This is a genomic window from Acinetobacter sp. SM34 (assembly GCF_022012365.1).
Lineage (GTDB): Bacteria > Pseudomonadota > Gammaproteobacteria > Pseudomonadales > Moraxellaceae > Acinetobacter.
Genome location: NZ_JAKLTP010000003.1, coordinates 130,801 through 155,878 on the forward strand (window position 1 = coordinate 130,801; position 25,078 = coordinate 155,878).

Sequence of the window (25,078 nt, forward strand, 5' to 3'; positions counted from 1 at the left end):
TTTTTTTTCAAGGCCGGGTGAGGGATCGCCTACAAAATATTTTGAGTTTGCTTTATCCGGCGTAATAAAAATTCTCAGCGTTCATAAATACACAATTTTAGAGGTAAAAAACAAGATAAAATGGTGTTTCTAAGATAAAAAAATAAAAATACTTGACAAAATTACATAAGTGCGATAAATAGCGCCTAGGCCCATTCACTTTTTTTCACCATGAGGTAGTTTTAGTGTCTTCTACAGATTTTGAACTAGATGATAGCTACAGTGATGATGATGTTAGTTTTGATGAAGTATCAAGCAAAATTAGTGCTAAAGAGTCGTTAGAAAAACGTCGTCTCATTGATGACCTTCTCGCACAACGTCGTTTAGAGCGTGAACTGAAAGATTTTGATTATGATCTTGATGACGACGACGATTTTGATGATGAAGAAGACTAAAATAGGATTCTGCACAGCCAGCTAAAATGCTATGCTATGCGGCAGTTATTTTACAAACCTGGATTTTAAATGAGTGCTTTAGATTTAGACCTTTTGAGCGATTATCTAGATGGCGACCAAAATGAATATGGTCTGGATTTTGCGGCAACTCATGGTTTTCTGTGTGCAATTGCAGTTGGCCCTGCTTTTGATAAGTGGCTCGATGAACTCTTTGACAATAATCAAAAGAAAGTTCCGAGTGAAATTGTTGCACAAGTAAAAGCCTGGTTAGAATCGATTCGTCAGAATTTGGCGAACGAAGAGGGAATTGAATTTCCTTTTGAAATAGAAGAAGCAGATGTGGATTCAAGTTTAGGCGACTGGAGCGTTGGTTTTGTCGATGCCATGTTCTTAAACGAAGATGCTTGGTTTACACCAGAACATGAAGAGCAACTGGTAGATTTAACTTTACCGATGATGGTCTTCAGTGGTGTAGATGAAGAAGATCCACAAATGGAATCTTTCCGCCGCAATGGTCAGCTCATGGATGAAATTGCTGAAGAAATTCCAGATAACTTGAATGAATTATATTTAATGTACCATACGCCAGCGTGATGGTGCGCCTTGCGCCGTTCCAATCGCGGCTTATGTATCACACAGCAAATTAATTCGTTAAATAAAAAAGCACCTTGGGGTGCTTTTTTTAGGCGCGAATTTCCATTTTTATAGTGGATAGAGAAAATTTCTCAGCAAAAGTTATTTATATTTATTCAAAGTGTATCGGGCATAACCATTATAAGCGATATGAAAGATCAGCCCATGTAAAGCAATGGCACCCGCCACCAGCAATGAATTGCGGGCTCTCCCAGCATAACCCATGGTCATGAGAATTTCCTCAGCACGTGGATGCATAAAAATCAAAATAAACATCACGATAAAGCCCATGGTCATGGCGATGATTGTTGATCCCCAAACCAGGGTATTTTTTTCTTTGGCATTCGGTAAGCGCTGTTCTTTTTTGACAAAATGTCTGGCGCTCAGAAAAGCAGAAGCGATCAAGCCAGGCAGCAGGGTGATGACACCGAGCTTTAGCGCATAAATCAAGATGCTGACCAACAGGATTAAGGCAATACTATAAACGGCTGCAAAATATTTAAGATAATGCGACATCGTTTTAGTCTCCCTCGGGTAACCTTTGTTCATGATGGGCGATTTTTACGCTGCTGTCTACGGTATACAATCCAGCCAATAAGGAGCACGACAATGACAATAATCACATCACTGACTTTACTGAAAATTTGCTGCATGAGCTGCTGATTTTCACCAAAATAAAATCCGACACAGGCCAGAAAAGTGGTCCAGATGATGGTACCCAAGCTGCTATAAAACATAAATTTCCAAAAGGGCATGTGGCTCATGCCCGCTGGAATACTAATCAGGGAACGTACGGCGGGAATCATGCGGCCAAAGAATACGATGCGATGTCCATAATGCTCAAACCAGCCCAGTGACTTTTTCACATCTTCAGATTTGATAAACAGATATTTGCCATAACGGTCTATAAATCGAAAAATGCCTTCATGCTTGAACTGATAGCCAATCCAATATAGAAAAGCTGCAGCGAGCAGTGAACCGAAACAGCCTGCGATAATGACACCAAGGAGTATGAGCTGACCTTGTGAGGCTGAGTAACCTGCGGAAGGCATAATAATTTCAGAAGGAATCGGAGGAAATACATTGTCGAGAAACATGAGCAGGGCAATACCGAGGTAGCCCAGTTGTTCCATAATGGAAATAATCCACTCAGTCAGATTCATATGGCTGTAAAAATAATAATGATATTTCAACCATCCTAAATATTATTCAGCTCAGGGTAAAGTATCCTTCTAAATACAGCAGATTATTCTTGGCTATGGATTAAGGTATGGATATAAACTTTTCTTAAACTATAGGCTAGTGCAAAAGGAATCGCGCTGAGTAGGGCGTATTCTATAAAATTAGGTGTAAGGTGATAGGCGATGAATATAGACAAGATACTGCCGATCATGGCACCTAATACCACAATAAAAAGATGTGATTCTTGCTCTAAAATCTGTTTTTGTTGTTCTATTTTTAGGTGATTTTTTTCCCGAATCTGGTGAAAACGACGGGTATAATCAATTGAACGGCTAATTGCTCTAGGCATAATTTTTATCCTTTTTCACGTTAAATATGAATAAGTTAGCTCTTATTGTGTGTTGCAGTTCTCAGATTAACAGATTATTGATGATTATATATACATTATTTGTGTGTCTTGGTATCTTTTTTTATCTTTTGTTTTTTAGTAAATAAAAAAAGTCCTCTAAAGAGAACTTTTTTAAAAGATTTTCTTGGTTTGAATTACAGACGTTTACGTTTAGCCGCTGCAATCTGCGATTGACGCATACGGAATCCGGCTTTCTGTTGTTCTGTGGTTTTGTCGATGCAGTATTTGCATGATACGCCATGTTCATAACTTGGAAGTTCAACTTCTTGAGGAAGTAGCGGCCAACCACAAGCATGACACTTAACGTTCTGACCTTCTTCTACACCGTGGGTAACTGCGGTACGGCCATCAAATACGAAACATTCGCCTTCCCACAGACTTTCTTCAGCAGGGGTTTCTTCCAGGTATTTTAAGATACCGCCTTTTAAATGATAGACCTCATTAAAACCTTCTTGCAGTAATAATGAAGTTGATTTTTCACAGCGAATCCCACCGGTACAGAACATGGCAATTTTCTTGTCTTTGTGCTGTTCAAGGTTCTGTTTGACGTATTCCGGAAATTCACGGAAAGTTTCAGTTTTAGGATCAACCGCGCCTTTAAACGTACCTGCTTTATATTCGTAGTCGTTACGCGTATCAATCAAGATCACGTCATCACGTGCAATCAGTTCATTCCATTCTTTAGGATCAAGATAGTGACCGACTAAGTCGCGTGGTTTAACTTCCACACCCAAAGTCACAATTTCAGTTTTTAGTTTAATTTTCATTTTACGAAATGGTTTGTCAGAGCTGTGAGACTCTTTGTATTCCATTGCGTTAAAACCTTCATTCAGTAGAAATTGATGGATGGTATCAATCGCTGCACGGTCGCCCGCTACAGTTCCGTTAATGCCTTCACCAGCCACAATTAGAGTTCCACAAAGATTGATGGTTTTTACCAAATCAAGTAAGCGTTGTTGAAGATCGGCAGGATCTTGAACTTCTTTGAATTGATAAAGTGCTGCAACAACCCATTCAGTGGTCGCTTGCTGTTCTACAGGTGCAAGCTGTTCTACAGTAGCGTTCATGGAATACTCCAAATGTATTTAAGATAGGACAAAATTTAAGGCGCATATTCTAACCTGAATTGCCTAAATTTGCGAGAAAACCATGTATGAAATATGGTTTTTAATTTGCTGTTTGGAGATGTATTATGCCTGTGCAAATTGAATGTTAAATATAAAGTGGTCTTTATCTGTCAGACCTGAATGTTATTGAATTTCGGAGTTTATTTTGAATACTGATCGTCGAATTGCCTCTTTGACTCCATGTGCAGGGCGCTGCTCTACGGTGTTTGGTGATTCGGTATGTCGTGGTTGCCGTCGTTTTAATCATGAAGTGATTAAATGGAATACTTATACAGCAGAACAGCAAACGGCTGTTTGGAAACGTCTGGATGCCCAGCTGGATCAAATTTTAGTGCCGATGTTGCCATTTGCCGATATTTGGCATGTCGAAGGCTTTGTATTATCTAAACGGGTTCGTTTGCGTGATGATGCCTCGAAGGGTCGTAAGCTGTATCACGCTTTAAAAATCTGTGAAAAGAATCGACATTTTACTGATGATAGTGGTTTAGGCATTCATTACAAAGATGTACGTCCTTTGTGGCAGGAGTTTGAGCGTCGTGTACTGGCGCTGGCGACAGCAAGCTACAATTTTGCCTTTTTACGTGCCGATGGGATTAGTCATCACTTATTGCGTGAAGTGGAAGAGGATGACTAAGTCCTCTTTGTTATGTGGGTTTAAAAATAATAAAAGATCAAATCAAGCGAGTTAGCCCGTGAATATTGGAGAATTCCTGCTGTATGTTGTTGCAGTCATTATTATGATTGCAACCCCAAGGCCGGTAAATGTTACGGGTAGCAAGTGCTGGATTAAAAGGCGGCTATCGCAAAGCATTAAAAACCATTTTTGGAACCAATTTCGCTTCATTGATCCTGATCACTATTTCTATTTTAATATTAAAAGGTTTTCTGGAGCTTAATCAGCAATGGTTTAACAGCATTAAAATTTTAGGCTGTATTTATATTGCTTATCTGGGTTTTCAGATTTTAAAAGAAGCCTTCTCAAACTCAGTTAAGGGTCATTCAGCACAATTAAAAGCAGCGGATGGCGGTTTTAAACGGGGTTTTCTGTGGGCATTTCCAATCCTAAAGACATTTTTTTCTTGGCTGCATTTTTTCCTCAATTTATACAGATCACTCCTGATTTAGATATTAGTCTGGGGATTCTAACTTTGAGTTGGATTATTCTAGATTTTGCCACTTTATCATTGGTTTATTTGAGTTTTAATCGGTTCTCTCAGTCCAAAAATTACAGTCAATTACTGGGGGCGTGTGGTGCAATACTAATTTTAATAGCCGGATATGGTCTGTATTCCAGCTTGTTCTAAATATTCCGAATAATAAAAAAGCCCCGACTTTAGGGGCTTTTATTTTTTTAATCTTAAAGATTATGCACTAAGCGATATTGCACAATTTCTTCAATGGTAATCACGGTTAATTGATGGGTTTGCGCATAAGACAACACCTGAATGCCTGAAGCCATAGTGCCATCCGGATTGGTCAATTCACATAAAACACCAGCAGGTTTAAGGCCGGCTAAACGTGCTAAATCAATTGTACCTTCAGTATGGCCGCGACGGGTGAGTACACCACCTTCACGAGCACGCAAGGGGAACACATGGCCTGGGCGGTTGAGGTCGCTGGCTACGGCACCTTCTTTAATTGCTGCTTTAATGGTAGTGGTACGGTCTTTGGCTGAAACCCCGGTAGTTACGCCTTCCGCAGCTTCAATCGTCACCGTAAAGGCAGTTTTAAACTGGCTGGAGTTATCAGCCACCATCGGAGGAAGTTCTAGATGATTAGCCAATTCATCGGTTAGACATAAACAGACAATACCTGAACCATCACGAATCATGCGTGCCATGGTTGCTACCGTTAATGTGTCTGCAGCTACAATCAGGTCGGCTTCATTTTCACGGTCAAAGTCATCCATGACCAAAACGGGTTTGCCTTGGCGGATATCTTCGAATGCTTTTTGAATACGTTGTTCAGCTGGGGGAAGGGCTGAAAAGAAAATTTCGGGTTGAATCAAACTAGACATTGAAACGCTCTCGTAAAATAAACATACGGTTGAACATTTCAGGACTGATGTAGAAATGGGGTCGCAGCGATATATCAAATATAAATATCCGTTACGTCGTCTTCTTTCATCCGGACTATACCGTCGGCTTTGGCTTTTCACCAAATCTGCGAGTAAACCATTTTTAGTTTAGAGGCTCGTGGGCTGATTAAATGCTATAAAAATACAGTTTTAATTTACCACCGGTGGGGAATTACACCCCGCCCTGAAGCGATGTGCAATAAGTATAGACCTGTTTTGCAAGGATGACTTAAGTTTCTATAGATGAATCAGTCATATGGTTAGTCAAACTAGGCATAAATTAAAATGTGAAAAGTTGCGCATAAAAAAGCCCGCATGATTGCGGGCTTTCATATCTTTAAATCTTAAGCCACTTGAACAGGAATACAGTTCGCAGTGTGATTTACAGTATTATTCGGGTTGGCATAAACCAGACGTGGTTTATGGGCATTTGCTTCAGCTTCGGTGAAATCACCAAATGTAGCAATGATCATCAGATCACCAACATCAGCTTGCAGGGCAGCACCGCCATTGACTGAAATAATGCCAGAGTTTTCTTCACCACGGATGGCATAAGTGGTAAAACGCTTACCATTAGTCACGTTCCACATATGAATTTCTTCATATTCGCGGATACCAGCTAAATCCATTAACACGCCGTCAATTGCACAAGAACCTTCATAATGTAATTCTGCTTGTGTAACGACACAACGGTGAATTTTAGCTTTTAATAAACGAGAAAGCATGGCTAGCGTCTCCTTAGTTGACCTAAGATTTTATCTTAGTTAAATCAAATCACTTCTTACTGGATCAATAATCCGCAGAAAGCGCATTTTGCTCCGAAAAAAGCAACATGGCAAGAAGGAAAATTCAATTATTTGTAGAATGATCAGTTCGGTTTGTGAGCATTAATTTGATTCATGGCTTGCTGTATGTCACCGTTTACCAGCAATTTAATGCGAGATAAAGCGTGGGCAATGGCATCATCCATTAAATCTTGTTCGCTGCTCGGTGCTTTGCTGAGTACATGACCCGATACACGTTCTTTGGAACCAGGATGACCAATACCGATACGCAAGCGATGGAAATTAGGGCCTGTATGAGGAACGATATCGCGTAAACCATTATGACCACCGTGACCACCGCCGGTTTTCAGGCGGATGACACCGGGATTCATATCCAGTTCATCATGTGCAATGAGCATTGCTTCGGGAGCAACTTGATAGAATTTGGCGAAGGGAACAACACTTTTGCCTGAGGCATTCATAAAGGTTGTGGGTAACAGCAGACGGACGTCTTGACCTTCAATATTACCTCGACCACTGATTCCGTGGAATTTAGGATCGGCTTTGAGAGAAATGCCATATTGTTCTGCAAGGCGTTCAACGAACCAAAAGCCTGCATTATGGCGGGTTTGGGCGTATTCCTTACCAGGATTGCCCAAACCAACAATTAGCGAAAGTTTTGACACTAATTTACACCATCAACACTTATGCGCGTTTGAAGTCAGCATGCATTGGAGTGTTTTTAGCTGGGTGACGTTGTAAAGCTTGGATTTTAACGCTTTCAACTTTATCGCCAACTTTAATTTCTACAACTTCTTCAAAGAAAGCATTGTTTTCTAAAGCTTTAATTAATTCGCGAAGTTCTAAAGTTACTGCAACAGGCTCACCTGAACCGTAGATGATTGCTGGAACTTTGTTTTGAAGACGAAGGCGGCGGCTCGAACCTTTCCCTTGAACTGCTTCTTCACGTGCTACTGCATTTAATACGAAGTTTGCCATGATAGACATTCCTAATTTAAGTTTAATTGACTAGGCCTTCGACCAGCCTAGTGATAGAAAACCCTGCCACAGGGCAGGGTTTTGAAAATTCAGCGCTATATTATAGATAAGAATCGAACATTGCGCTAATAGATTCTTCGTTGTTAATACGACGAATTGTTTCAGCAACCATGCTGGCTACTGAAACTTGGCGAATCTTACCAAGTTCTTGGGCTTCTTGAGAAAGCGGAATAGTATCTGTTACCACAAGTTCGTCGATTACAGAGTTTTTCAAGTTCTCAATAGCTTTACCAGAAAGTACTGGGTGAGTTGCATAAGCAACAACGCGGCGAGCACCAAATTGTTTGAGTGCATCAGCGGCTTTACACAAAGTACCTGCAGTATCCACCATGTCATCTACGATGACGCAGTCACGATCTTTAACATCGCCAATTAAATGCATCACTTGTGATTCATTTGCTTTTTGACGGCGTTTGTCGATGATTGCAAGATCGATATCACCCATTTGTTTCGCTACAGCACGGGCACGAACTACACCGCCTACGTCTGGAGAAACAACCATAAGGTTATGGTGTTGCTGTTGACGAAGGTCAGCAAGTAATGCAGGAGTGCCGTAGATGTTGTCTACAGGGATATCGAAGAAACCTTGAATCTGGTCGGCATGAAGGTCGATCATTACAACGCGGTCAATACCTACAGTAGTGAGCATGTCTGCTACAACTTTTGCAGTAATTGGTACACGACTTGAACGAGGACGACGGTCTTGACGAGCATATCCGAAGTAAGGAATAACAGCGGTAATACGACCTGCACTTGCACGACGTAAAGCGTCAGCCATAACAAGGACTTCCATCAGGTTGTCATTGGTTGGCGCACAAGTAGGCTGTACAACGAATACGTCTTTACCACGAACATTTTCAGTAATTTCGACAGCGATTTCACCGTCAGAAAATTGACCTACAGATGCTGCACCTAAAGGAATGTGCAGGTGGCTTACGACTTTTTGGGCGAATTGTGGATGTGCAGTTCCACTAAAAACGACAAGATTGGGCATGAAGCACCCTTGGCGGTTGGAATGTTTGAAAATAGATGGCAGGGGCGGCTGGATTCGAACCAACGGATGCCGAGATCAAAACCCGGTGCCTTACCACTTGGCGACGCCCCTAATGCGGCAGAACTTTAATAGTTTTGCTGCTCTATGTCAAGGTGAATTAACAAATGAACAAGCAAATACTGTACTGTCTTTTTTGAGAAAATGGCAGGGGCGGCTGGATTCGAACCAACGGATGCCGAGATCAAAACCCGGTGCCTTACCACTTGGCGACGCCCCTAAATTTGATCACTGTAATATTAATTTAAACGACTGTTTAAATGGCAGGGGCGGCTGGATTCGAACCAACGGATGCCGAGATCAAAACCCGGTGCCTTACCACTTGGCGACGCCCCTAATACAGTAATCTACAGATGAAAATGATGGCAGGGGCGGCTGGATTCGAACCAACGGATGCCGAGATCAAAACCCGGTGCCTTACCACTTGGCGACGCCCCTATCATATAACCTTGAAATGACGTAATGGTGATTCATTTAAACTATTAACCAAGTAAGCTTTACAAGGTGAATGAGCTAAAATCTCATCAATATTCATATCGGCAGTTACTTCAGTAAAAACACAAGCACCTGTACCCGTAAGTTTTGCAATACCGAACTGATCTAAATACTGCATCGCTTCATTTACTTCCGGATATAAGCTTCTTGCCAAAGGCTCAAAGTTATTTCCAAAGTTAAATGGCTTTAACTGATAGGCGCAAAATTTAGTAGGCTTCGTGTCTCTTGTCAACGTTTTTTGTGAAAAAAGCAGTTGAGTGCTGATAAAACAGTCAGGTTTTAACACGATGTATTGTTTTTGATCTAAGTCTATGAATGTTAAGTGTTCACCAATGCCTTCTGCCCAGGCATTACGGCCATGAACAAAAATGGGCACATCGGCACCCAGTTTTAAACCCAGTTCTGCCAATTGCTCAATATTTAAACCACATTGCCATAATTGGTTTACCACAATCAGGGTGGTGGCGGCATCGGATGAACCTCCGCCCAGTCCAGCACCCATGGGAATGTTTTTTTCAATGCTGATATTTAAGCCCGAATACATTTTTGCATAAGGTTTTAAAATCTGCGTGGCCTTGAAAATGAGGTTTTGTTCCAAATCGACGCTGCTTAATCCATCAATACTAATTTCAGGACTGACTGTTTGGCTAAATTCCAGCCAGTCACACAAGTCAATCAGCTGAAAAATGCTTTGCAATTCATGATAGCCGTCGTCACGACGACTGGTGATATGCAAAAAAAGATTGAGCTTGGCAGGAGAGGGAACACGAATCATAGAATTTTGGACTTTTTAAATAGACTTAACGATTTTGAATGAGCATTGTAATACGGTTTTCCTGACCTGACTCAAGTGTCTGTTTTAAAATCAGCTTGTTCGGTAACTGGGCTTGTGCATTATAACTCAGGTCGACGATCCAGCCCTCTTCCAGAAACTGGATGGGACGATTTTGCTCGTCTTTACTGATTTTTGCTTGTGTCGTTGCCGGTCGGGCCTGAACCCAGTCGACTAAATGGGTGATTGGTGCTTGCCAGCCGGTTGCACGTTCCAGTAATTCTTCAGGCGTACCAGCTTGAATCAGACCTGTTTTGGCACTGTTGAGGCTGACATTACCCGGTTGACCTGAAATCTGGGTTTTACCGACACCTAAAATTCCGCTTAACTCGATGTCAAATTCATCCTGCTCTTGTACCCAGGTGAAAAAAGCACTCCCTGATTGTCCGGGTGTTTTTACCCCAATTTTACCTTGCAGATTGAAATGATTGGCGGCTACCGGAAGTTGAGAAACGCCGGGTGCCTGAGGCTGGGTATATTGCTGGCAACCGCTTAGGATCAAGGTGCTTGTGGCAATCAGGCTTAAGCTCAATTTTGAAAAAATGTGCATACAGATAATTAACTCTTTTTCATTTGTTGCGGTAACACTAACGATTTCAATTGCTCTAATTGCGGATCATTAGGATGATTTTTTTGTAATTGTTGTAACACTTTACTAAATTTTGTCAGATCACCTTGCATGTATAACGATTTTGCATAGCGCACCCCGATTTTCACGCTTTGACTCAATTGATAAGCCTGTTCTAACACCTGAGCCGAGGTTTTAAAGTCGTTTTGTAAAAAGGTGATATAGCCCAGGGTATCTAAAATAGACGCTTGTTCGGGAGCAAACTCCAAGGCATGTTCAACATACTTGCGGGCTTCATCCAGACGCCGGTTTTGCAGCGCAAGGGTATAGGCATAGGCATTCAGATAGGTTGGGCTATTAGGCTCAATTTCCAGCAATTTTTGTAATAATTTATCAAGTTTGTCCCGATCTTGATAAGGATCGAGTAATAGCACTTCTGAGTAAATCAGTTCCGGATCATCCGGGACATTTTTGATGGCTTCATCGAGCAGGCGTATGGCTGCCTTTTTATTGTCCATACGTTTTAAAATATCGGCCTGCGCCTGATATAAAAAACTGGCATATTGCGGATAATTGACCCGTTCTTGGGTCAGAAAGCGCAGTGCATCGGCAAGCTGATTTTGGGCAGAAAAAATATTAATCATGTTGCGGCGTGAAACCGTGTACAGGCTACCATCTACCAGCCGGTAATAGGCTTTTGCTGTTTCAAAATGCTGCTTTCTTTCGGCATTAACTGCCAGATAGTAATAGGCTTCATTCTGGTATTGGTTGGAAGAACGCAGTTCTACCAAATATTTTTCTGCTTGTTCATATTCTTTTAAGTCAATACTGGTCAAGCCGGCAATAAACAGCGCTTCTTCTTCATGGGGCCATTTTTTTAGTAAGCCTTGTAGTTTACTGAGGGCTTTTCCCGACTGATTGAGTTTAATCAGATATTTAATTTCGGCCAAACGCACTTCTAAATTGTTTTTATGTTTACGGCTAGCTTTATCATACCATTTTAAGGTTTCTTCTTCATTTCCCAAGGCACTAAGCAAATTGGCCTTCATCAAAATGAAGGCTGTGACATTAGAACGCTTCCTTAATGCACGGTTAATGGTGGTCAGTGCCTGTTCCAGCTGTCCGTTTTGTGCTTCTAGGCCTGCAATCAGTACCAGTACCGAGGGATTCTCCCGTTCTTTACTTTTGCGCAAGGCCTCAATCAATACTTCGCGATCTTCTGGCTGTTCCGGGGCAATACCGACTAGAATTTTTTCCAGGTCTGCATCTGGGTCGATGTTTAAAATCTTGTCCAGTGTGTCCGCAGCCAGTTCATACTCATGCGATTTCAATGCAATATGTGAAAGATAAAATAAGGCTGGAACGTCAGTTGGTTCTTGAACCACCCAATGGGTGGCAATATCCAGTGCCGCCTTCAAGTCATTTTGCTCTAAAGCAACATTTAATGCGCGCTGTTTAACCGTGCTTGAATTGCTTTTAATTGCCAGCACCGTGTAGTTGTGCAATGCTGTGGGAATGTCATGATAGGTCAATGCAAATTCAGCAATCATGCTTTGTTTTATGGCATTATAGTTTGAATTGGCATGAAAAATTTCTCCAGATGCTCTAATATGAGCACTGGAAGCCATGCTACCCACAAGTAAGAATGTGGTAGAATATTGCTTAATTGTCATGCCGTTAATCCGGCCATTTGTTTGACGCAATTTTTCTTGATCCAAGTAATGCTTTTTATGACACCAATACCGCACAATAGCATAAATTTAGCGAAATGATGATCTGATATGTCTTTCTTTGCATTGGGTGTCAACCATCAAACCGCTTCTGTAGAACTGCGTGAGCAGATTGCATTTAATCCTGAAAAATTAATGCAATTGCTTAGCCTACAAAGCCAAAAACATGACCTGAACGATATGGTCGTGGTGTCTACCTGTAACCGCACCGAAGTTTATGCCATGTCTGAAAACGCAGATATGGTAATGAATTGGCTCGCCCAAGCAAATGGCATAGATGCTAAACAATTATTTAATCATGTCTATCGCTATGAAAATGCACAGGCTGTAACGCATCTGATGCGAGTTGCCAGTGGATTGGATTCCTTGATGCTGGGTGAACCGCAAATTTTAGGACAAGTAAAGTCTGCACTTTCTCTGGCTAAAGATGCAAATACTGTTTCTGCAAACTTGAACGGTATTTTTGAATATGCCTTTTATGCAGCGAAACGTGTGCGTTCGGAAACTGCTGTGGGTAGCCATGCGGTTTCTATGGGCTATGCGGTTGCCCAGTTGGCCTTGCAAGTATTTAGCAAACCAGAAAAGCTGACCGTGATGGTGGTTGCTGCAGGTGAAATGAATAGTCTGGTGGCGAAACATCTGGCGGAAATGGGCGTGGGTAAGGTTTTGATTTGCAATCGGACCCGTGCTCGTGCTGAAACCTTGGCACAAGAAATTGCCCATCGTGTCGATGTAGAAATTATTGAATTTTCTGAACTGGCTGCAAATTTGCACCGTGCAGATGTCATTTCCAGCTGTACCGGTAGTTTGCATCAGGTCATTTCATATCAAGATGTCAAGACAGCTTTAAAAAAACGTCGCTATCAACAAATGCTGTTGGTTGATTTGGCTGTTCCTCGCGATATCGATCCCAAAGTTGAATCTCTAGATGGTGTCTATCTGTATGGCGTCGATGATTTACAGAGCGTGATTGATGACAATCTGGCCCAACGTCGCCAAGCTGCAGTTGAAGCAGAGGTAATGGTCAATCAGTTAGCTACAGAGTTACTGACCCAGCAAAAAATTAAAAAAGCTGGTAGTACCATTCAAGCTTATCGTGAACAGGGTGAAGCACTTCGACAAGAAGAACTGGCTTTGGCGATGTCTCGTATGGCCAGTGGTGACAATCCGGAGCAGGTTTTACAGGAATTGTCGCATCGCCTGACACAAAAATTACTGCATCCGACGTCTATCTTATTGCGACAAGCCGCCAAGGCTGAAGATCCGGGTTATTTCGAATCGCTGCGTGATCAATTAGAAGATGTATTTGCCAAACGGCGTAACACCAAGCACGAATCATAAGCAGTAAGTGACTGCGGCTCGCTTATTCTTCTAACAGGGTCAGCGAGCGTTTTTTATCAATCTCATAAATTTTCTGTTTCAGATTGCGCATTTCGGCAATGCTGGCAAATTTCTTCGATTTAAGTTTTTGTTGCAGGCATTGGTATTGCAGTTTAATGGAGAAATCTTCCGCCAGTTTATCGGCCTGCTCAGGTGAAGAGGTGTAATCACTGATATTGGCTTGCAGTAAAATATGTTGCAAGTCATGGTGATAAGCTGCGCAGGCCCCTAATACATAATACTGTGACAGCTCGGTATCATCGGGTAAATCATCAAAAATAATATTCAAGATATTTAAAATTTTAAACAGCAGCTGATCAGGTGAAATCAATGCCCGCAGCGGTTCAAAATGAATATACAGATAGGGGTGATTCATCAAAATCGCAATCACATATTCTTCAGCATCAATCTTGGTGCTAAAACTTAAGGATGCATCATTGTTAATTTGCGGCTGCCATTTGCGGCTATAACCGAGCTTTTCACGGAAATATTGCTGTAGTAAATAACGATAAGAGCCATGTTTTGGTAGCAGTTCAGTGAGCTGTTTTAACTCACCCATGACCTGACTTTTACCTTCAGGCGATGTGCTGTTATGATTTTGAGTTAAATGCGCAAAAACAAACTCGGACAATAAAGGCGCGGCTTGCAACATGCGTTGAAAGCTTTCAATGCCTTCACGGCGAATCAGAGAATCCGGATCGTGATCATTGGGCAGTACAAAAAACTTCAGTTCACGGCCATCATTCAGCAGCGGCAGGGCTATTTCCAAAGTACGACGGGCAGCTTTTTGTCCAGCTGCATCTCCATCAAAAGCAATCGTGATACGGTTATTCTGCTTGAATAAAATATTCAGGTGTTCGGTGTTACTTGCTGTACCTAGTGTTGCGACGGCTCCAGCAATACCATATTGCTGCAAGGCAATCACATCCATATAACCTTCAACCATCAGCCAGTCTTGGGCTTTCTGTTTGCGGCCTTCATATAAACCATACAGTAACTGGTTTTTATGGAATACTTCAGAGTCAGGCGAGTTGATGTACTTGGGCTTGATTTCATCATTTAAGGCACGACCACCAAAACCGACTACACGTCCTTTAGCATCTCGGATCGGGAAAATCACCCGGTCACGCAGCAGGTCAAAATCACGGCCATTGTCACTGGTACGGATCAGACCCAGCAATTTTAAGCCTTCGAGATCTTGTGGAAAGGCCTTTTCAAGGTGTTGCCAATCCTCGGGTGCATAGCCTAAGCGCCAATAATCAATGGTCTCTGCACTTAAGCCACGCTGCTTAAAATACTGCTGTGCACTGGCGTTTTGAGGTAATTGACGTTGGTAATACTGGGCAATATTTTCCAGTAAATCAAACAGGTTGCCGTCTTGTGCGGTTTCTTCCATTGGCATCTGTTCAAAGGATGCAAAGGGATCGCCATAGTATTCGGTTTCTTGAGCCTGAAATTCTGCAAAAGGATCAAAATTCGCTACAGGTGCTGCATCTACCGTTTGATCGGCGGTGCTTTTCGGCTTTTCTTGCACCTGTAATGTGGGAGCAGGTTTTGCTGCTTCACGTTTATATTTGATTTTATTGCTGTCGTTATTGTCTTTCGGTAGTTCAATCCCGGTTCGGCTCGACAGATCCTTCATCACGTCGATAAAGTTACGACCGTCAATATCCATTAAAAAGCGAATGGCGTTGCCGTTGGCCTGGCAGCCAAAACAATGAAAATATTGCTTGTCGCGATAGACATGAAAAGATGGCGATTTTTCCTGATGAAAAGGGCAGCATCCTGAATAGGTGCGACCGGTTTTCTTGAGTTTCACGCGCTGACCAATCAGATCGACAATATCGGTACGATCCAGGATTTGATCAATCGTGTGTTGAGGAATAGCCATAGGTATGCAATCGGGTTGTGATCTATCTATAAATGACTGACAAATAAGCTGTCAGAATGTACGCAAGTTAAAATTGCGTGATTCGGTTAAAAGTTAATTTGTATACCTTTTGCGCAAAATGATCAATATGACGCATTGAAATAACAAAAGGGCAAGTATGATAACTTGCCCTTCATGAAAATGCGACCGATTAAGCTACGCTTATTTTGCGGCTGGTGCTTCAGTCGGTGTTTCTGGTTGAGGTTGTTGCTCTGGTGCAGGAGGAATGCTGCTTTCAGTTTTAGGACGATCCAGCAAACCAAAACTTAAACGATTGGTGAGACTGCGCTTTTCAGGCTGTTCTGAAATTTGCTGTTGCTCTGCTTCGGTAGAGTTTTGCGCTTCACGACCAAAAACACCTAAAGTAGCGCGGTTAAACCAGCTACCTTCACCATGTGCGGCACGCATATTCACGCTACCATCTGCTTTAACCAGATGTGGATAATTCAGCTTTAACACTTCAACGTATTGCTGTGAAGTTTGCGTATCGCCTAGCTTGTCATAGCCATAAGCCATGGTCGCTAAAGCTTCAGGAACTTGAGGTGTTTGTGGATAGTGTTCGACTACCCATTGTGAACGTTCAATAGCCGCTAGCCAGGCTTTACGTTTAATATTAAAACGTGCTGCGTTCATTTCACTTTCAGCCAGTTCATTGCCAATAAACTTCATGCGCTGTGCTGCATCTACTGCATAGGTGCTGGATGGGAAACGACGGATGAAATCGACAAAGTTCTGATAAGCGACTTTTAAATAGCTCACATCACGGTGAGCCTGCTTTAATGAGGTATAACGCAATAGACTATCGTAGTTCTGTTCCATATTCGCCACGCCACGAACATAGTAGGCATAGTCCACATTTGGATGTTGCGGATTTAAACGAATAAAACGTTCGGCAAGGGCAATTGCACCCTCATAATCTTTTTGTTGAAATTTAACGTACAACAATTCTAATTGTGCTTGTTGCGCATATTCACCTGTAGGGTAATAGGTATCTATGGCTTCAAGATGTTTGGCCGCGTCGGTATATTGACCACGTTCAAGGGCTTTTTCTGCTTTTTGAATATAAACTTGTTCGCTAGACTGCGGTCCTGTGTCCACCACATCTTTCTTTGGATTACTGCTACAGCCCACTATTGCCGACGCAACGCCTAAAGATAAAGCAAGCATTGTCATTTTATAACGTGGTAACGACATAAAAATTCCTCTGTTAATACGGGCAATGAGCTACAATTGCACTATTAAACCACTTTTGTCTGAATGAGCAAATGAGTCAAGCACAATCTTCTAATTCTAATGTCCCTGAAACTGATTTCAATTTACTTGAAGATTCTGAGGATGCAGATAACCATACTTCAGACTCAACTGCAACACGTTTATCGTTGCAATTTCAATTGGATGAAAGCTATTTGGGGCAACGTATCGATCAGGTTGCAGCGTTAATCTGGAATGATTTTTCCCGTGAAAAATTAAAGCAGTGGCTGAAAGATGGTCATTTGTTGGTAAATGGTAACACTGTTAAACCTAAGTATAAATGTGAAGGCAATGAGCTGTTAACGCTCGATGTTGAGCTGGAAGTTCAAACCACAAGCCAGCCGGAAAATATTCCCTTAAATGTGGTGTATGAAGATGACGATATTATTGTCATTAACAAACCGGTTGGCATGGTGGTTCATCCGGGGGCTGGAAACAGCTCGGGTACTTTGGTCAATGCCTTGCTTTATCATTATCCAAAATCTGCCGAACTGGCACGCGCCGGTCTGGTGCACCGTATTGATAAAGACACCAGTGGTTTGCTGGTGGTGGCAAAAAATCTGGAAGCGCAATTTTCTTTAAGTAAGCAATTGGCGAAGAAATCGGTTTACCGGGTCTATGACCTGATTGTTTACGGCAATATTATTGCTGGCGGTACCATTGATGAGCCAATCAAGCGCCATCCGGTAGATCGCGTGAAAATGGCAGTTTTGCCAGGTGGTCGAGATGCGGTCACTCATTACAATGTCAAAGAGCGTTTCCAGCATTTTACCCGTGTGCAGGCGCGTCTGGAAACCGGTCGTACCCATCAGATTCGTGTACATTTTAGTTATTTGGGCTTTGGTCTGGTTGGTGATCCGGTCTATATGAGCCGTGTTCGTGTACCGGCAGGTGCTTCAGAATTGCTGGGTGATACTTTACGTAACTTTAGACGTCAGGCCTTGCATGCAGCCAAACTTGGCCTAGTTCATCCTCGTAGCGGTGAAGAAATGATGTTTGAAGCGCCATGGTCAGATGACTTCGCACAACTGGTTGAGGTATTGCGCAGTGAAAATAAAGCCTATTAAGCTGTTTTAAGGCTGGGTATGAATCATAGGGAAAAGCACAAGGAAATAAACATGCAATTTGTTCAAGGGCTTCCACAAGGTGTATATGTTGGGCAGACTCGCGTGCATCATGAAAAAACGCTGGCCTCAGCTCAACCTGAACTGGCTGGATTTAACCTGGCATTGCATGTCCATGATGACGCAAAACGTGTACAACAGCACCGTATGGCCTTGCTGCAACAGTTTGCTGAATTTGGCGTCGATAAAGTCACCTGGATGACACAAACGCATAGCACCATCTGCCATAGCATCAATGAAGAAATTCTTTTTCTGGCCTTGGAAGGAGATGGTCTGGTCACACAGCGTAAAGCACATGCTTTAATGATGATGACGGCCGATTGTTTGCCTGTCGTGCTTGGCAATGCAGATGGCACGGAAATCGCGAATCTCCATGCCGGTTGGCGTGGTCTGGCGGGTGGTATTGTGGAAAATACTATTGCGACCATGCAAACTCAGCCGACGTGGGCATGGTTAGGCGCTGCGATCAGTCAGCCTTGTTTTGAAATTGGTGAAGAAGTCAAAACGGCTTTTTGCTCCAAATATCCTGAACTGGACAGTGCTTTTAAAGCCGGTGAAAAAGCGGGTAAGTTTTATGCAGACTTATACGCTATTGCACGGTTTATCTTAAAGCAACACGGTGTTGAGCTGGTGCTGGGAGGCGATCAATGCAGCTATCAGCAGACAGGGGAATATTTTTCCTATCGCCGTGAAGCCAAAACAGGACGCATGGCGACATTCGTGTTTATGGCTTGAAACTGTTAAACTTGATTAAAATTTATTGTTTTTATTGATATGTCTTTATCTTCTAAATCGCTTGCCATCGTTTATCACAGCCCATATGGACATACCGCAAAGGTTGCTTCTTTTATTACACAAGGTGCCAAGCAAGCGGGTATTCATGTGCACTGCATGAACATTGAACAGGTGGATTGGGAGGTGCTGGATCAGGCCGATGCGATCATGTTGGGTTGTCCTACCTATATGGGCAGCATTACCTCTGGCTTGAAACAGTTTATGGAGCAATCTTCCAAACGCTGGTTGGCACGCACCTGGCAAGGCAAGATCGCGGCCGGTTTCACCAATGGTGGCGGTTTAAGCGGAGATAAGCTGGCAGTATTGCAACAGATTAACCTGTTTGCCATGCAGCATGGCATGTTGTGGACCGGTTTGCCGATGATGCCCACCGGGCGCAGTACACAGGACTTAAACCGGATGTCGAGTTTTTTGGGGTTGATGACCCAGTCCGATAATGCACCTATTGAAGTGACGCCTCCCCAAGGTGACTTGGATACGGCAATCTGGTTTGGTGAATATGTTGCGCTGTTGTTGAATAAATTCAAATAATCATTTTTGAATATCAAAAAAAACCTCCTTAGTTGGAGGTTTTTTTATTGATGCAAAATTATTTATGGATTATTTATGGAAAATCCGGGCCTTATCGCGTTGCCAGTCACGATCTTTTTCTGTGGCACGCTTGTCATGTAACTGTTTACCTTTAACCAAGGCAATTTCCAGCTTGGCATTTGGACCTTTCCAATAACATGCCAATGGCACACAGGAATAACCTTTTTGGTTAATCGCACCCATGAGCTTTTCAATTTCACGGCGGTTCAGCAAAAGTTTACGTGTACGCGTTGCTTCAGGAACGACGTGTGTGGATGCACTCAGCAAAGGCTGAACTTGTGCACCAAACAAGAAGGCTTCACCATTTTTAAAGGTAATATAGCTTTCTACAATGGTCATGCGACCTGCACGCATTGATTTGACTTCCCAACCTTGTAAAGAAAGCCCCGCTTCAAATTTTTCTTCAATAAAATAATCGTGGCGTGCACGTTTGTTGAGTGCAATCGTGCCGCCGTTATTTTTTTTAACTACAATACTTGCTTTCGCCATAATCTGATACTTCCAAACTTACTGCTATTGTACCGCATCTTGAATTGAGTTGAAGTTTTTAAATTAATGGAGTTTCTTCACCAATAAATCAAGATTTTGCTAAAATACAGTTCTACATAACAAACAGGGTACAAATGGATGTCTAAAACTCGCGTGATTTATCCGGGAACTTTTGATCCAATCACCAACGGCCATATTGACCTTGTGACACGTGCATCAAAAATGTTTGATGAAGTCGTGGTCGCGATTGCCATTGGTCATCATAAAAACCCGGTGTTTAGTTTGCAAGAACGCGTAGAGTTGGCAAAAGCATCGCTTAGCCATTTGGACAATGTTGAATTTGTAGGTTTTGATGGTTTGTTGGTCAATTTCTTTAATGAACAAAAAGCCACTGCGGTGCTACGTGGTTTGCGCGCCGTCTCTGACTTTGAGTACGAATTTCAGTTGGCTAATATGAACCGTCGACTAGATTCAAATTTTGAAGCGGTGTTTTTAACCCCTTCAGAACAATATTCATTTATTTCATCTACGTTGGTACGTGAAATAGCACGTTTAAATGGTGATGTGACCCAGTTTGTACCGCAAGCTGTGGTTGAAGCCTTTAAGCGGAAACAGCAGCAAGGTTGGTAGCGTGTCTTTATATATTACCGATGAATGCATCAATTGTGATGTCTGTGAGCCGGTGTGCCCGAATGAGGCAATATTTATGGGTGAAGTCATTTATGAAATTCACCCTGATTTATGTACCGAATGTGTCGGGCATCATGATCAACCGCAGTGTCAATTATTCTGTCCAGTCGACTGTATTCCGCATGATCCCCAGCATGTGGAATCGCAAGATGAGCTGATGGAAAAATATAAAAAGCTGATTGCACAAAAAAGCACCAGTAATTAATGCTGAAATTTGTTAGCATACGCCCCGAAGTGAGCCAGACGATCGCTGCTGTGGAAATCTCCGTGATTGAAGCAGGGGAGGAAAGTCCGGGCTTCATAGGGCAGGGTGCCAGGTAACGCCTGGGCGGTGAAAGCCGACGGCAAGTGCAGCAGAGAGTAGACCGCCATCTTTGCAATTTCCTTTCGGGGAGACCAAGAGAGATGGTAAGGGTGAAAGGGTGCGGTAAGAGCGCACCGCGTGTCTGGTAACAGTTCACGGCAAGGTAAACCCCACCAGAAGCAAGACCAAATAGGAATCCTTCAGGCACGGCCCGTGCTGGATTCGGGTAGGTCGCTTGAGCGTACGAGTGATTGTACGCCTAGAGGAATGATCGTTCACGACAGAACCCGGCTTATCGGCTCACTTCACCAGATTTTTTTATAATTATTGCGTGATATTTCTTGACATAAAGTTACCTGAAATAGATAATATGCGCACAGTTTTGGCTATGTAGCTCAGTTGGTTAGAGCACCGCACTCATAATGCGGGGGTCACAGGTTCAAGTCCCGTCATAGCCACCATTTTAATAGACCACGTTTCTAAAAGCGTGGTCTTTTTTTATGCGTAAAATTTATCTTAAAAAATTATTATTCACATTGAATTGCACTAGCCTCGAGTTTTACTTTCGGAAATTCTTGATCATATTTTTCCAGAATCTGTTGCTTTTTATCTTTGCCAAATACAATCAGTTGCAGTTGATTTATTTTATGTTCTGAAACATGGAGCTGGGCGCAATGTAAGGCAATCTGGTTTTGCGTGGCAATGGCTAATTTCTGATCTTGCGGAATCTGTTCAATTCGATAAAGTTTTTGTTGTGCTTTACTCAGCTGGGCAAGACTGCGTTTTTGTTGCATGCTCAGAAGCTACTGATTGTTGATCCAACGTGCTACACATCCATACGTACCCCATTGTAGTTCACAAACAAAGGTGAAATCAGTTGGCAGGCTGTGGTGGTCAACGTGATTAAACTGATAGCGATGAATTTGAATTGAGGTATCTTTATCTAGACTTTTAAATGCTTTGTTGATGAGATTAAAGAAAAAATAGCATGAATAAATGGTAGTTTTGCTTAAATATTAACTGAAAAGAAATAAAGTGCTCAAACTCTGAACACTCATCAAATAAAGGGCTTGACGCTAATCTCTGAAATTTAGATAATGCGCACACAGTTTACGGCTATGTAGCTCAGTTGGTTAGAGCACCGCACTCATAATGCGGGGGTCACAAGTTCAAGTCTCGTCATAGCCACCATTTTTATAGACCATGCTCTCAGCATGGTCTCTTTTTTTGTGGGTTAAAAAAGTGAGTGCCATAACTAAATGGCCACATATAAAAGAAACTTACAATTTTTCCTGAATGAACTGCTCAATAAATTGATGGGTGCTTTCACTTGAATAGAAGGGTGAAATCAATTCCTGAATAATGCCATCCAATAAACCCTGTTGTTCCAAAGCCTGAAGAGTGTAGGGTAAAAAGCGTCGTGTTTCTTGATATAAATCTTCTTCATTCAATCCTACAGATTGCAACAGTTCCTGTAGGTCGTAGTCGGCAAAGTAATCATAAAAACCTGCAACCACATCCAGAACTACTTGCTGTAGGTATTCACCTTGTCTGAGCTGTCGCCATGTTTCATAGACCAAGATGAAGAACTCTTCAAAGTCGATGGCCTGAAATTGAGAAAAAGCTTCTTGTAGGGTTCTTTGCTTAATATCTTCCCATAAATGCAGGCTGATATCTGCCAGCTCTTCATTCGGCAGTAAAAACAGGTTGGCAAGCTGTTTGACCAGAGCGTGAGCAAGTTGCTGCTCCAGTTTGAGCTCAATAGCCTGTTGCTGGTCTTGAATAAAACTGAGTATTTTAGAACCCAAACCTTGTTGATGGGTATTGAGCTTGCGTAGATGATCCAGCCATGGCGTATTGCTTTCAAGAATCTGATTGGCCAGTTGTAAGCTGACATGCTTGACTTGCGGATTGTGCTGCAAGCTGTCATGGATGTAATGACGCAATTGGTCCAGTTCAAGAATCTTGTACATCCATAATTCAAAATTTTCATCTGAAAGCAGCGCGTTGATTTGAGTCTGGCTGTTCATTGCCAGCTGATGAATTCTTTGAGAAACAACCCCGATGAACTCTAAAATTTCAGCACCTAGATTCAATTCAAAGGCATATTTTTGAACCACCTCTTGTAAAGACTGAAATGTGATGACCTGTTTTAACAAAACCTGTTCGGAATGGGTATAAAGATAATGAACAAATTTTTCGATATAGGGATTATTTTGTTCTGCTAATAATTGTTTTTTTATAAAAAGGGTTTGCTCAAGCATAAGTGCTTGAGCAAACTGTTGGGCTAGGTCCTGCTTAGACACCTGGTGCCCATCCATTCATGATTGGATAGCGGCGTTCGCGGCCAAATGTACGTGGACTAATACGTGGACCAATCGCAGCTTGACGGCGTTTATATTCGTTACGGTCTACCAAACGAATCACTTTCTTGACCACCTCTGCATCAAAACCTTTGGCAATGATGTCATCCTGACTCATATCTTCTTCAATATAAGCATAAAGAATAGCATCAAGCACTTCATACGCCGGTAATGAATCCTGGTCTTTCTGGTCAGGACGAAGTTCTGCAGAAGGTGGACGGGTAATCACACGTTCCGGAATGACTGGCGCATCGGCAATGCTGTTACGGTATTTAGCCAGTTCAAACACAATGGTTTTATATACATCTTTAAGAACTGCATAACCACCGACCATATCGCCGTACAGGGTGCAGTATCCTACAGAAAGTTCAGATTTGTTGCCGGTAGACAGTACCATATTGCCAAACTTGTTCGACAAGCCCATCAACAAAGTGCCACGAGCGCGCGCTTGCAGGTTTTCTTCAGTCGCATCAGCAGGGCTGTTGCCAAAGAATGGATACAGGGTTTGCATGAAGCTGTTCACAATAGGGTTGATTTCGGCAATACCAAAAGTCACACCCATATTTTTCGCCTGTGCAGCTGCATCTTCCACACTGATTTGCGCAGTATAGGTATAGGGCATCATCACCGCCTGGACTTTATCTGCACCAATGGCATCTACGGCGATCGCCAGTGTTAATGCAGAGTCGATCCCGCCGGATAAACCAAGAATGACGCCAGGAAAACCAGAGCGCTGAACATAATCACGGGTTGCCAAAACCAGACCTTGATAAATTTCGGCCATGGTATCCAGCACAGGGGTAACTTGCCCAACAGTGAAGGCTTTTTGTTCAGCTTCGTATTCCGCGTAATAAAGATCTTCTTTAAAGCTTGGCGCTTGTAAGGCAATACCGCCATCTTTATTGATCACGAAACTGGTGCCGTCAAAGATTAGATCATCTTGACCACCAACCTGGTTGGCATAAACCAGATTAATGTTCAATTGTTTAGCCAGCTCACTCATGGTGCTCAGACGGTGCTGAGGTTTGCCGACTTCATAAGGTGAAGCATTTAACACTAAAGCAGTTTCAACATTGAGCTGAGACAATTGGTGTACAGTGTTGAGTGACCAGATATCTTCACAAATCAGCACACCAAACTTATGACCTAGGTATTCAAATACCAGATGCTGATGTCCTTCATTAAAATAGCGTTTTTCATCAAATACACTGTAGTTTGGCAAGTTTTGCTTGTTATAGATTCCAAGAACTTGACCATCTTTCATTACGGCAGCCGCGTTATAACGCTGACCATCTTCAGTTTGATTAACGAAACCAAACACCATCACAATATCTTTGACTTGGCTTAATTGTTCAAATGCTTTCTGCGTACGTTTCACCAAGCTAGGGCGAAGTAACAAGTCTTCTGCAGGGTAGCCTAATGTTGAAAGCTCTGGGAAGATAATTAAATCAGCTTTTTGTTTTTTGGCTTCATTCACCTGTTCAAGCATTTTTTGAGCATTTGCTTCGATATTGCCAATATGCGGAGAGAATTGTGCAAGGGCAATTTTAAAACTTTTCATTCCAACTTAATCCTATACCTATAGGGATGTATACACAGACTGATGATTGTTTATGGTTATTGATTCAACGCTGTGTATGCGATAATAAACAAAACAAAAAGAAGAATTAATCAATAATTAGCAATCCGATACTATATACGAATTGAGTCATTTGTAGAGAAAAAAACAAAAAAAAATCCGAATTTAGACAAAAAGCTACAGCGATCATGAGAAAATGAACAAGCGGTTCATTTGTAGTG

General features: G+C 42.2%; 26 protein-coding genes, 6 tRNA genes, 1 other RNA gene, 2 pseudogenes and 1 riboswitch. Of the genes and pseudogenes, 13 read left to right on the top strand and 22 right to left on the bottom strand.

Translation table 11 applies throughout. The annotated features are described in order from the left end of the window. Window positions 1–224 precede the first annotated feature (224 nt). Together LZZ98_RS03690 and LZZ98_RS03695 are read left to right on the top strand one after the other, a co-directional pair. Complete coding sequence (locus LZZ98_RS03690) at window positions 225–434, top strand: PA3496 family putative envelope integrity protein (protein WP_086176283.1); 210 nt, start codon at window positions 225–227, stop codon at window positions 432–434. A 69-nt stretch (window positions 435–503) separates the two neighbouring features. After that, window positions 504–1,028, top strand: a complete 525-nt coding sequence (locus LZZ98_RS03695) for a YecA/YgfB family protein (RefSeq protein WP_237786701.1) — start codon at window positions 504–506, stop codon at window positions 1,026–1,028. Between the two features lie 141 nt (window positions 1,029–1,169). On the opposite strand, the gene LZZ98_RS03700 is transcribed toward LZZ98_RS03695, so the two are convergent. The 4 genes from LZZ98_RS03700 to trhO all read right to left on the bottom strand — a co-directional run bounded on the left by LZZ98_RS03700 (window position 1,170) and on the right by trhO (window position 3,725). Further along, the gene (locus tag LZZ98_RS03700) at window positions 1,170–1,583 is read right to left on the bottom strand and encodes an ABZJ_00895 family protein (protein ID WP_237786702.1); all 414 of its coding nucleotides are present in this window, start codon (window positions 1,581–1,583) and stop codon (window positions 1,170–1,172) included. Between the two features lie 29 nt (window positions 1,584–1,612). Then, on the bottom strand, window positions 1,613–2,230 hold the full coding sequence (locus LZZ98_RS03705; RefSeq protein ID WP_237786703.1) for a DedA family protein: 618 nt from the start codon (window positions 2,228–2,230) through the stop codon (window positions 1,613–1,615). Between the two features lie 83 nt (window positions 2,231–2,313). Then, entirely contained in the window at window positions 2,314–2,598 is a 285-nt protein-coding gene (locus LZZ98_RS03710) for an FUSC family protein (protein ID WP_237786704.1), read from the bottom strand. A 194-nt stretch (window positions 2,599–2,792) separates the two neighbouring features. Then, window positions 2,793–3,725, bottom strand: coding sequence for an oxygen-dependent tRNA uridine(34) hydroxylase TrhO (gene trhO, locus LZZ98_RS03715; RefSeq protein WP_086176278.1), 933 nt, complete (start codon window positions 3,723–3,725; stop codon window positions 2,793–2,795). A gap of 205 nt (window positions 3,726–3,930) precedes the next feature. Between trhO and LZZ98_RS03720 the strand changes: the two genes are divergently transcribed. After that, window positions 3,931–4,419 (top strand): DUF1289 domain-containing protein, encoded by a 489-nt coding sequence (locus LZZ98_RS03720; protein WP_237786705.1) that lies wholly within the window; start codon window positions 3,931–3,933, stop codon window positions 4,417–4,419. 58 nt (window positions 4,420–4,477) lie between these two features. Further along, window positions 4,478–5,089 (top strand): annotated as a pseudogene (locus tag LZZ98_RS03725) (LysE family translocator). 53 nt (window positions 5,090–5,142) lie between these two features. Here LZZ98_RS03725 and ribB read toward each other — a convergent pair. From ribB to LZZ98_RS03785, 12 genes are all read right to left on the bottom strand, one after another. Further along, on the bottom strand, window positions 5,143–5,802 hold the full coding sequence (gene ribB, locus LZZ98_RS03730) for a 3,4-dihydroxy-2-butanone-4-phosphate synthase (protein ID WP_237786706.1): 660 nt from the start codon (window positions 5,800–5,802) through the stop codon (window positions 5,143–5,145). Between the two features lie 94 nt (window positions 5,803–5,896). Next, a riboswitch (FMN riboswitch) is annotated at window positions 5,897–6,057 on the bottom strand. Between the two features lie 149 nt (window positions 6,058–6,206). Next, entirely contained in the window at window positions 6,207–6,587 is a 381-nt protein-coding gene (gene panD, locus LZZ98_RS03735) for an aspartate 1-decarboxylase (protein WP_086176275.1), read from the bottom strand. A gap of 143 nt (window positions 6,588–6,730) precedes the next feature. Then, window positions 6,731–7,312 (bottom strand): aminoacyl-tRNA hydrolase, encoded by a 582-nt coding sequence (gene pth, locus LZZ98_RS03740; protein WP_237786707.1) that lies wholly within the window; start codon window positions 7,310–7,312, stop codon window positions 6,731–6,733. A gap of 19 nt (window positions 7,313–7,331) precedes the next feature. Next, a complete protein-coding gene (gene rplY / locus LZZ98_RS03745) occupies window positions 7,332–7,625 on the bottom strand; it encodes a 50S ribosomal protein L25 (RefSeq protein ID WP_237786708.1) in 294 nt (97 codons plus the stop codon). Window positions 7,626–7,725: 100 nt separating this feature from the next. Next, entirely contained in the window at window positions 7,726–8,679 is a 954-nt protein-coding gene (locus LZZ98_RS03750; protein ID WP_086176272.1) for a ribose-phosphate pyrophosphokinase, read from the bottom strand. Between the two features lie 36 nt (window positions 8,680–8,715). Beyond that, window positions 8,716–8,790: transfer RNA gene (locus tag LZZ98_RS03755), tRNA-Gln, on the bottom strand. Window positions 8,791–8,881: 91 nt separating this feature from the next. Beyond that, window positions 8,882–8,956, bottom strand: a tRNA-Gln gene (locus LZZ98_RS03760). Window positions 8,957–8,997: 41 nt separating this feature from the next. Then, window positions 8,998–9,072: transfer RNA gene (locus tag LZZ98_RS03765), tRNA-Gln, on the bottom strand. Window positions 9,073–9,099: 27 nt separating this feature from the next. Continuing rightward, window positions 9,100–9,174 (bottom strand) — tRNA-Gln (locus LZZ98_RS03770). 1 nt (window position 9,175) lies between these two features. Further along, window positions 9,176–10,006 carry a 4-(cytidine 5'-diphospho)-2-C-methyl-D-erythritol kinase gene (ispE, locus tag LZZ98_RS03775; protein WP_237786709.1) on the bottom strand — a complete coding sequence of 277 codons (831 nt, stop codon included), beginning with the start codon at window positions 10,004–10,006 and terminating at the stop codon, window positions 9,176–9,178. A 25-nt stretch (window positions 10,007–10,031) separates the two neighbouring features. After that, window positions 10,032–10,613: a lipoprotein insertase outer membrane protein LolB gene (lolB, locus tag LZZ98_RS03780; RefSeq protein WP_237786710.1), complete on the bottom strand. Its 582-nt coding sequence runs from the start codon at window positions 10,611–10,613 to the stop codon at window positions 10,032–10,034. An 8-nt stretch (window positions 10,614–10,621) separates the two neighbouring features. Beyond that, on the bottom strand, window positions 10,622–12,334 hold the full coding sequence (locus tag LZZ98_RS03785; RefSeq protein WP_237786711.1) for a tetratricopeptide repeat protein: 1,713 nt from the start codon (window positions 12,332–12,334) through the stop codon (window positions 10,622–10,624). Window positions 12,335–12,412: 78 nt separating this feature from the next. On the opposite strand from LZZ98_RS03785, the gene hemA reads away from it, so the two are divergent. After that, entirely contained in the window at window positions 12,413–13,702 is a 1,290-nt protein-coding gene (hemA, locus tag LZZ98_RS03790; RefSeq protein ID WP_237786712.1) for a glutamyl-tRNA reductase, read from the top strand. Window positions 13,703–13,724: 22 nt separating this feature from the next. On the opposite strand, the gene LZZ98_RS03795 is transcribed toward hemA, so the two are convergent. Both LZZ98_RS03795 and LZZ98_RS03800 read right to left on the bottom strand, forming a co-directional pair. Then, window positions 13,725–15,632 (bottom strand): DNA primase, encoded by a 1,908-nt coding sequence (locus tag LZZ98_RS03795; protein WP_237786713.1) that lies wholly within the window; start codon window positions 15,630–15,632, stop codon window positions 13,725–13,727. 201 nt (window positions 15,633–15,833) lie between these two features. Next, a complete protein-coding gene (locus LZZ98_RS03800) occupies window positions 15,834–16,865 on the bottom strand; it encodes an outer membrane protein assembly factor BamD (protein WP_237786714.1) in 1,032 nt (343 codons plus the stop codon). A 71-nt stretch (window positions 16,866–16,936) separates the two neighbouring features. Between LZZ98_RS03800 and rluD the strand changes: the two genes are divergently transcribed. From rluD to LZZ98_RS03815, 3 genes are read left to right on the top strand one after another with little or no spacing between them, the layout of a single operon-like run. Then, window positions 16,937–17,989, top strand: a complete 1,053-nt coding sequence (gene rluD / locus LZZ98_RS03805; RefSeq protein ID WP_237786715.1) for a 23S rRNA pseudouridine(1911/1915/1917) synthase RluD — start codon at window positions 16,937–16,939, stop codon at window positions 17,987–17,989. Between the two features lie 51 nt (window positions 17,990–18,040). Continuing rightward, window positions 18,041–18,781 carry a peptidoglycan editing factor PgeF gene (pgeF, locus tag LZZ98_RS03810; protein WP_237786716.1) on the top strand — a complete coding sequence of 247 codons (741 nt, stop codon included), beginning with the start codon at window positions 18,041–18,043 and terminating at the stop codon, window positions 18,779–18,781. A 39-nt stretch (window positions 18,782–18,820) separates the two neighbouring features. Further along, complete coding sequence (locus LZZ98_RS03815; RefSeq protein ID WP_237786717.1) at window positions 18,821–19,372, top strand: flavodoxin family protein; 552 nt, start codon at window positions 18,821–18,823, stop codon at window positions 19,370–19,372. Window positions 19,373–19,441: 69 nt separating this feature from the next. Here the strand turns inward: LZZ98_RS03815 and smpB are convergent, their stop codons facing one another. Then, on the bottom strand, window positions 19,442–19,921 hold the full coding sequence (gene smpB, locus LZZ98_RS03820) for an SsrA-binding protein SmpB (RefSeq protein WP_131288808.1): 480 nt from the start codon (window positions 19,919–19,921) through the stop codon (window positions 19,442–19,444). Between the two features lie 138 nt (window positions 19,922–20,059). Here smpB and coaD point away from each other — a divergent pair, with 138 nt between their 5' ends. From coaD to LZZ98_RS03840, 4 genes are all read left to right on the top strand, one after another. Further along, a complete protein-coding gene (gene coaD / locus LZZ98_RS03825) occupies window positions 20,060–20,551 on the top strand; it encodes a pantetheine-phosphate adenylyltransferase (RefSeq protein WP_237786718.1) in 492 nt (163 codons plus the stop codon). 1 nt (window position 20,552) lies between these two features. Next, complete coding sequence (locus tag LZZ98_RS03830) at window positions 20,553–20,816, top strand: YfhL family 4Fe-4S dicluster ferredoxin (RefSeq protein ID WP_237786719.1); 264 nt, start codon at window positions 20,553–20,555, stop codon at window positions 20,814–20,816. Window positions 20,817–20,842: 26 nt separating this feature from the next. Further along, window positions 20,843–21,226, top strand: an RNA gene (gene rnpB / locus LZZ98_RS03835) — RNase P RNA component class A. A 73-nt stretch (window positions 21,227–21,299) separates the two neighbouring features. After that, window positions 21,300–21,376: transfer RNA gene (locus LZZ98_RS03840), tRNA-Met, on the top strand. 66 nt (window positions 21,377–21,442) lie between these two features. Here the strand turns inward: LZZ98_RS03840 and LZZ98_RS03845 are convergent. Then, window positions 21,443–21,852 (bottom strand): annotated as a pseudogene (locus LZZ98_RS03845) (hypothetical protein). 177 nt (window positions 21,853–22,029) lie between these two features. Between LZZ98_RS03845 and LZZ98_RS03850 the strand changes: the two are divergent. Then, window positions 22,030–22,106 (top strand) — tRNA-Met (locus LZZ98_RS03850). A gap of 89 nt (window positions 22,107–22,195) precedes the next feature. Here the strand turns inward: LZZ98_RS03850 and LZZ98_RS03855 are convergent. Together LZZ98_RS03855 and LZZ98_RS03860 are read right to left on the bottom strand one after the other, a co-directional pair. Further along, on the bottom strand, window positions 22,196–23,221 hold the full coding sequence (locus LZZ98_RS03855) for a hypothetical protein (protein ID WP_237786721.1): 1,026 nt from the start codon (window positions 23,219–23,221) through the stop codon (window positions 22,196–22,198). Then, window positions 23,214–24,839 carry an NAD+ synthase gene (locus tag LZZ98_RS03860; RefSeq protein ID WP_237786722.1) on the bottom strand — a complete coding sequence of 542 codons (1,626 nt, stop codon included), beginning with the start codon at window positions 24,837–24,839 and terminating at the stop codon, window positions 23,214–23,216. The genes LZZ98_RS03855 and LZZ98_RS03860 overlap by 8 nt, the downstream gene beginning before the upstream one ends. Window positions 24,840–25,078: the final 239 nt, after the last annotated feature.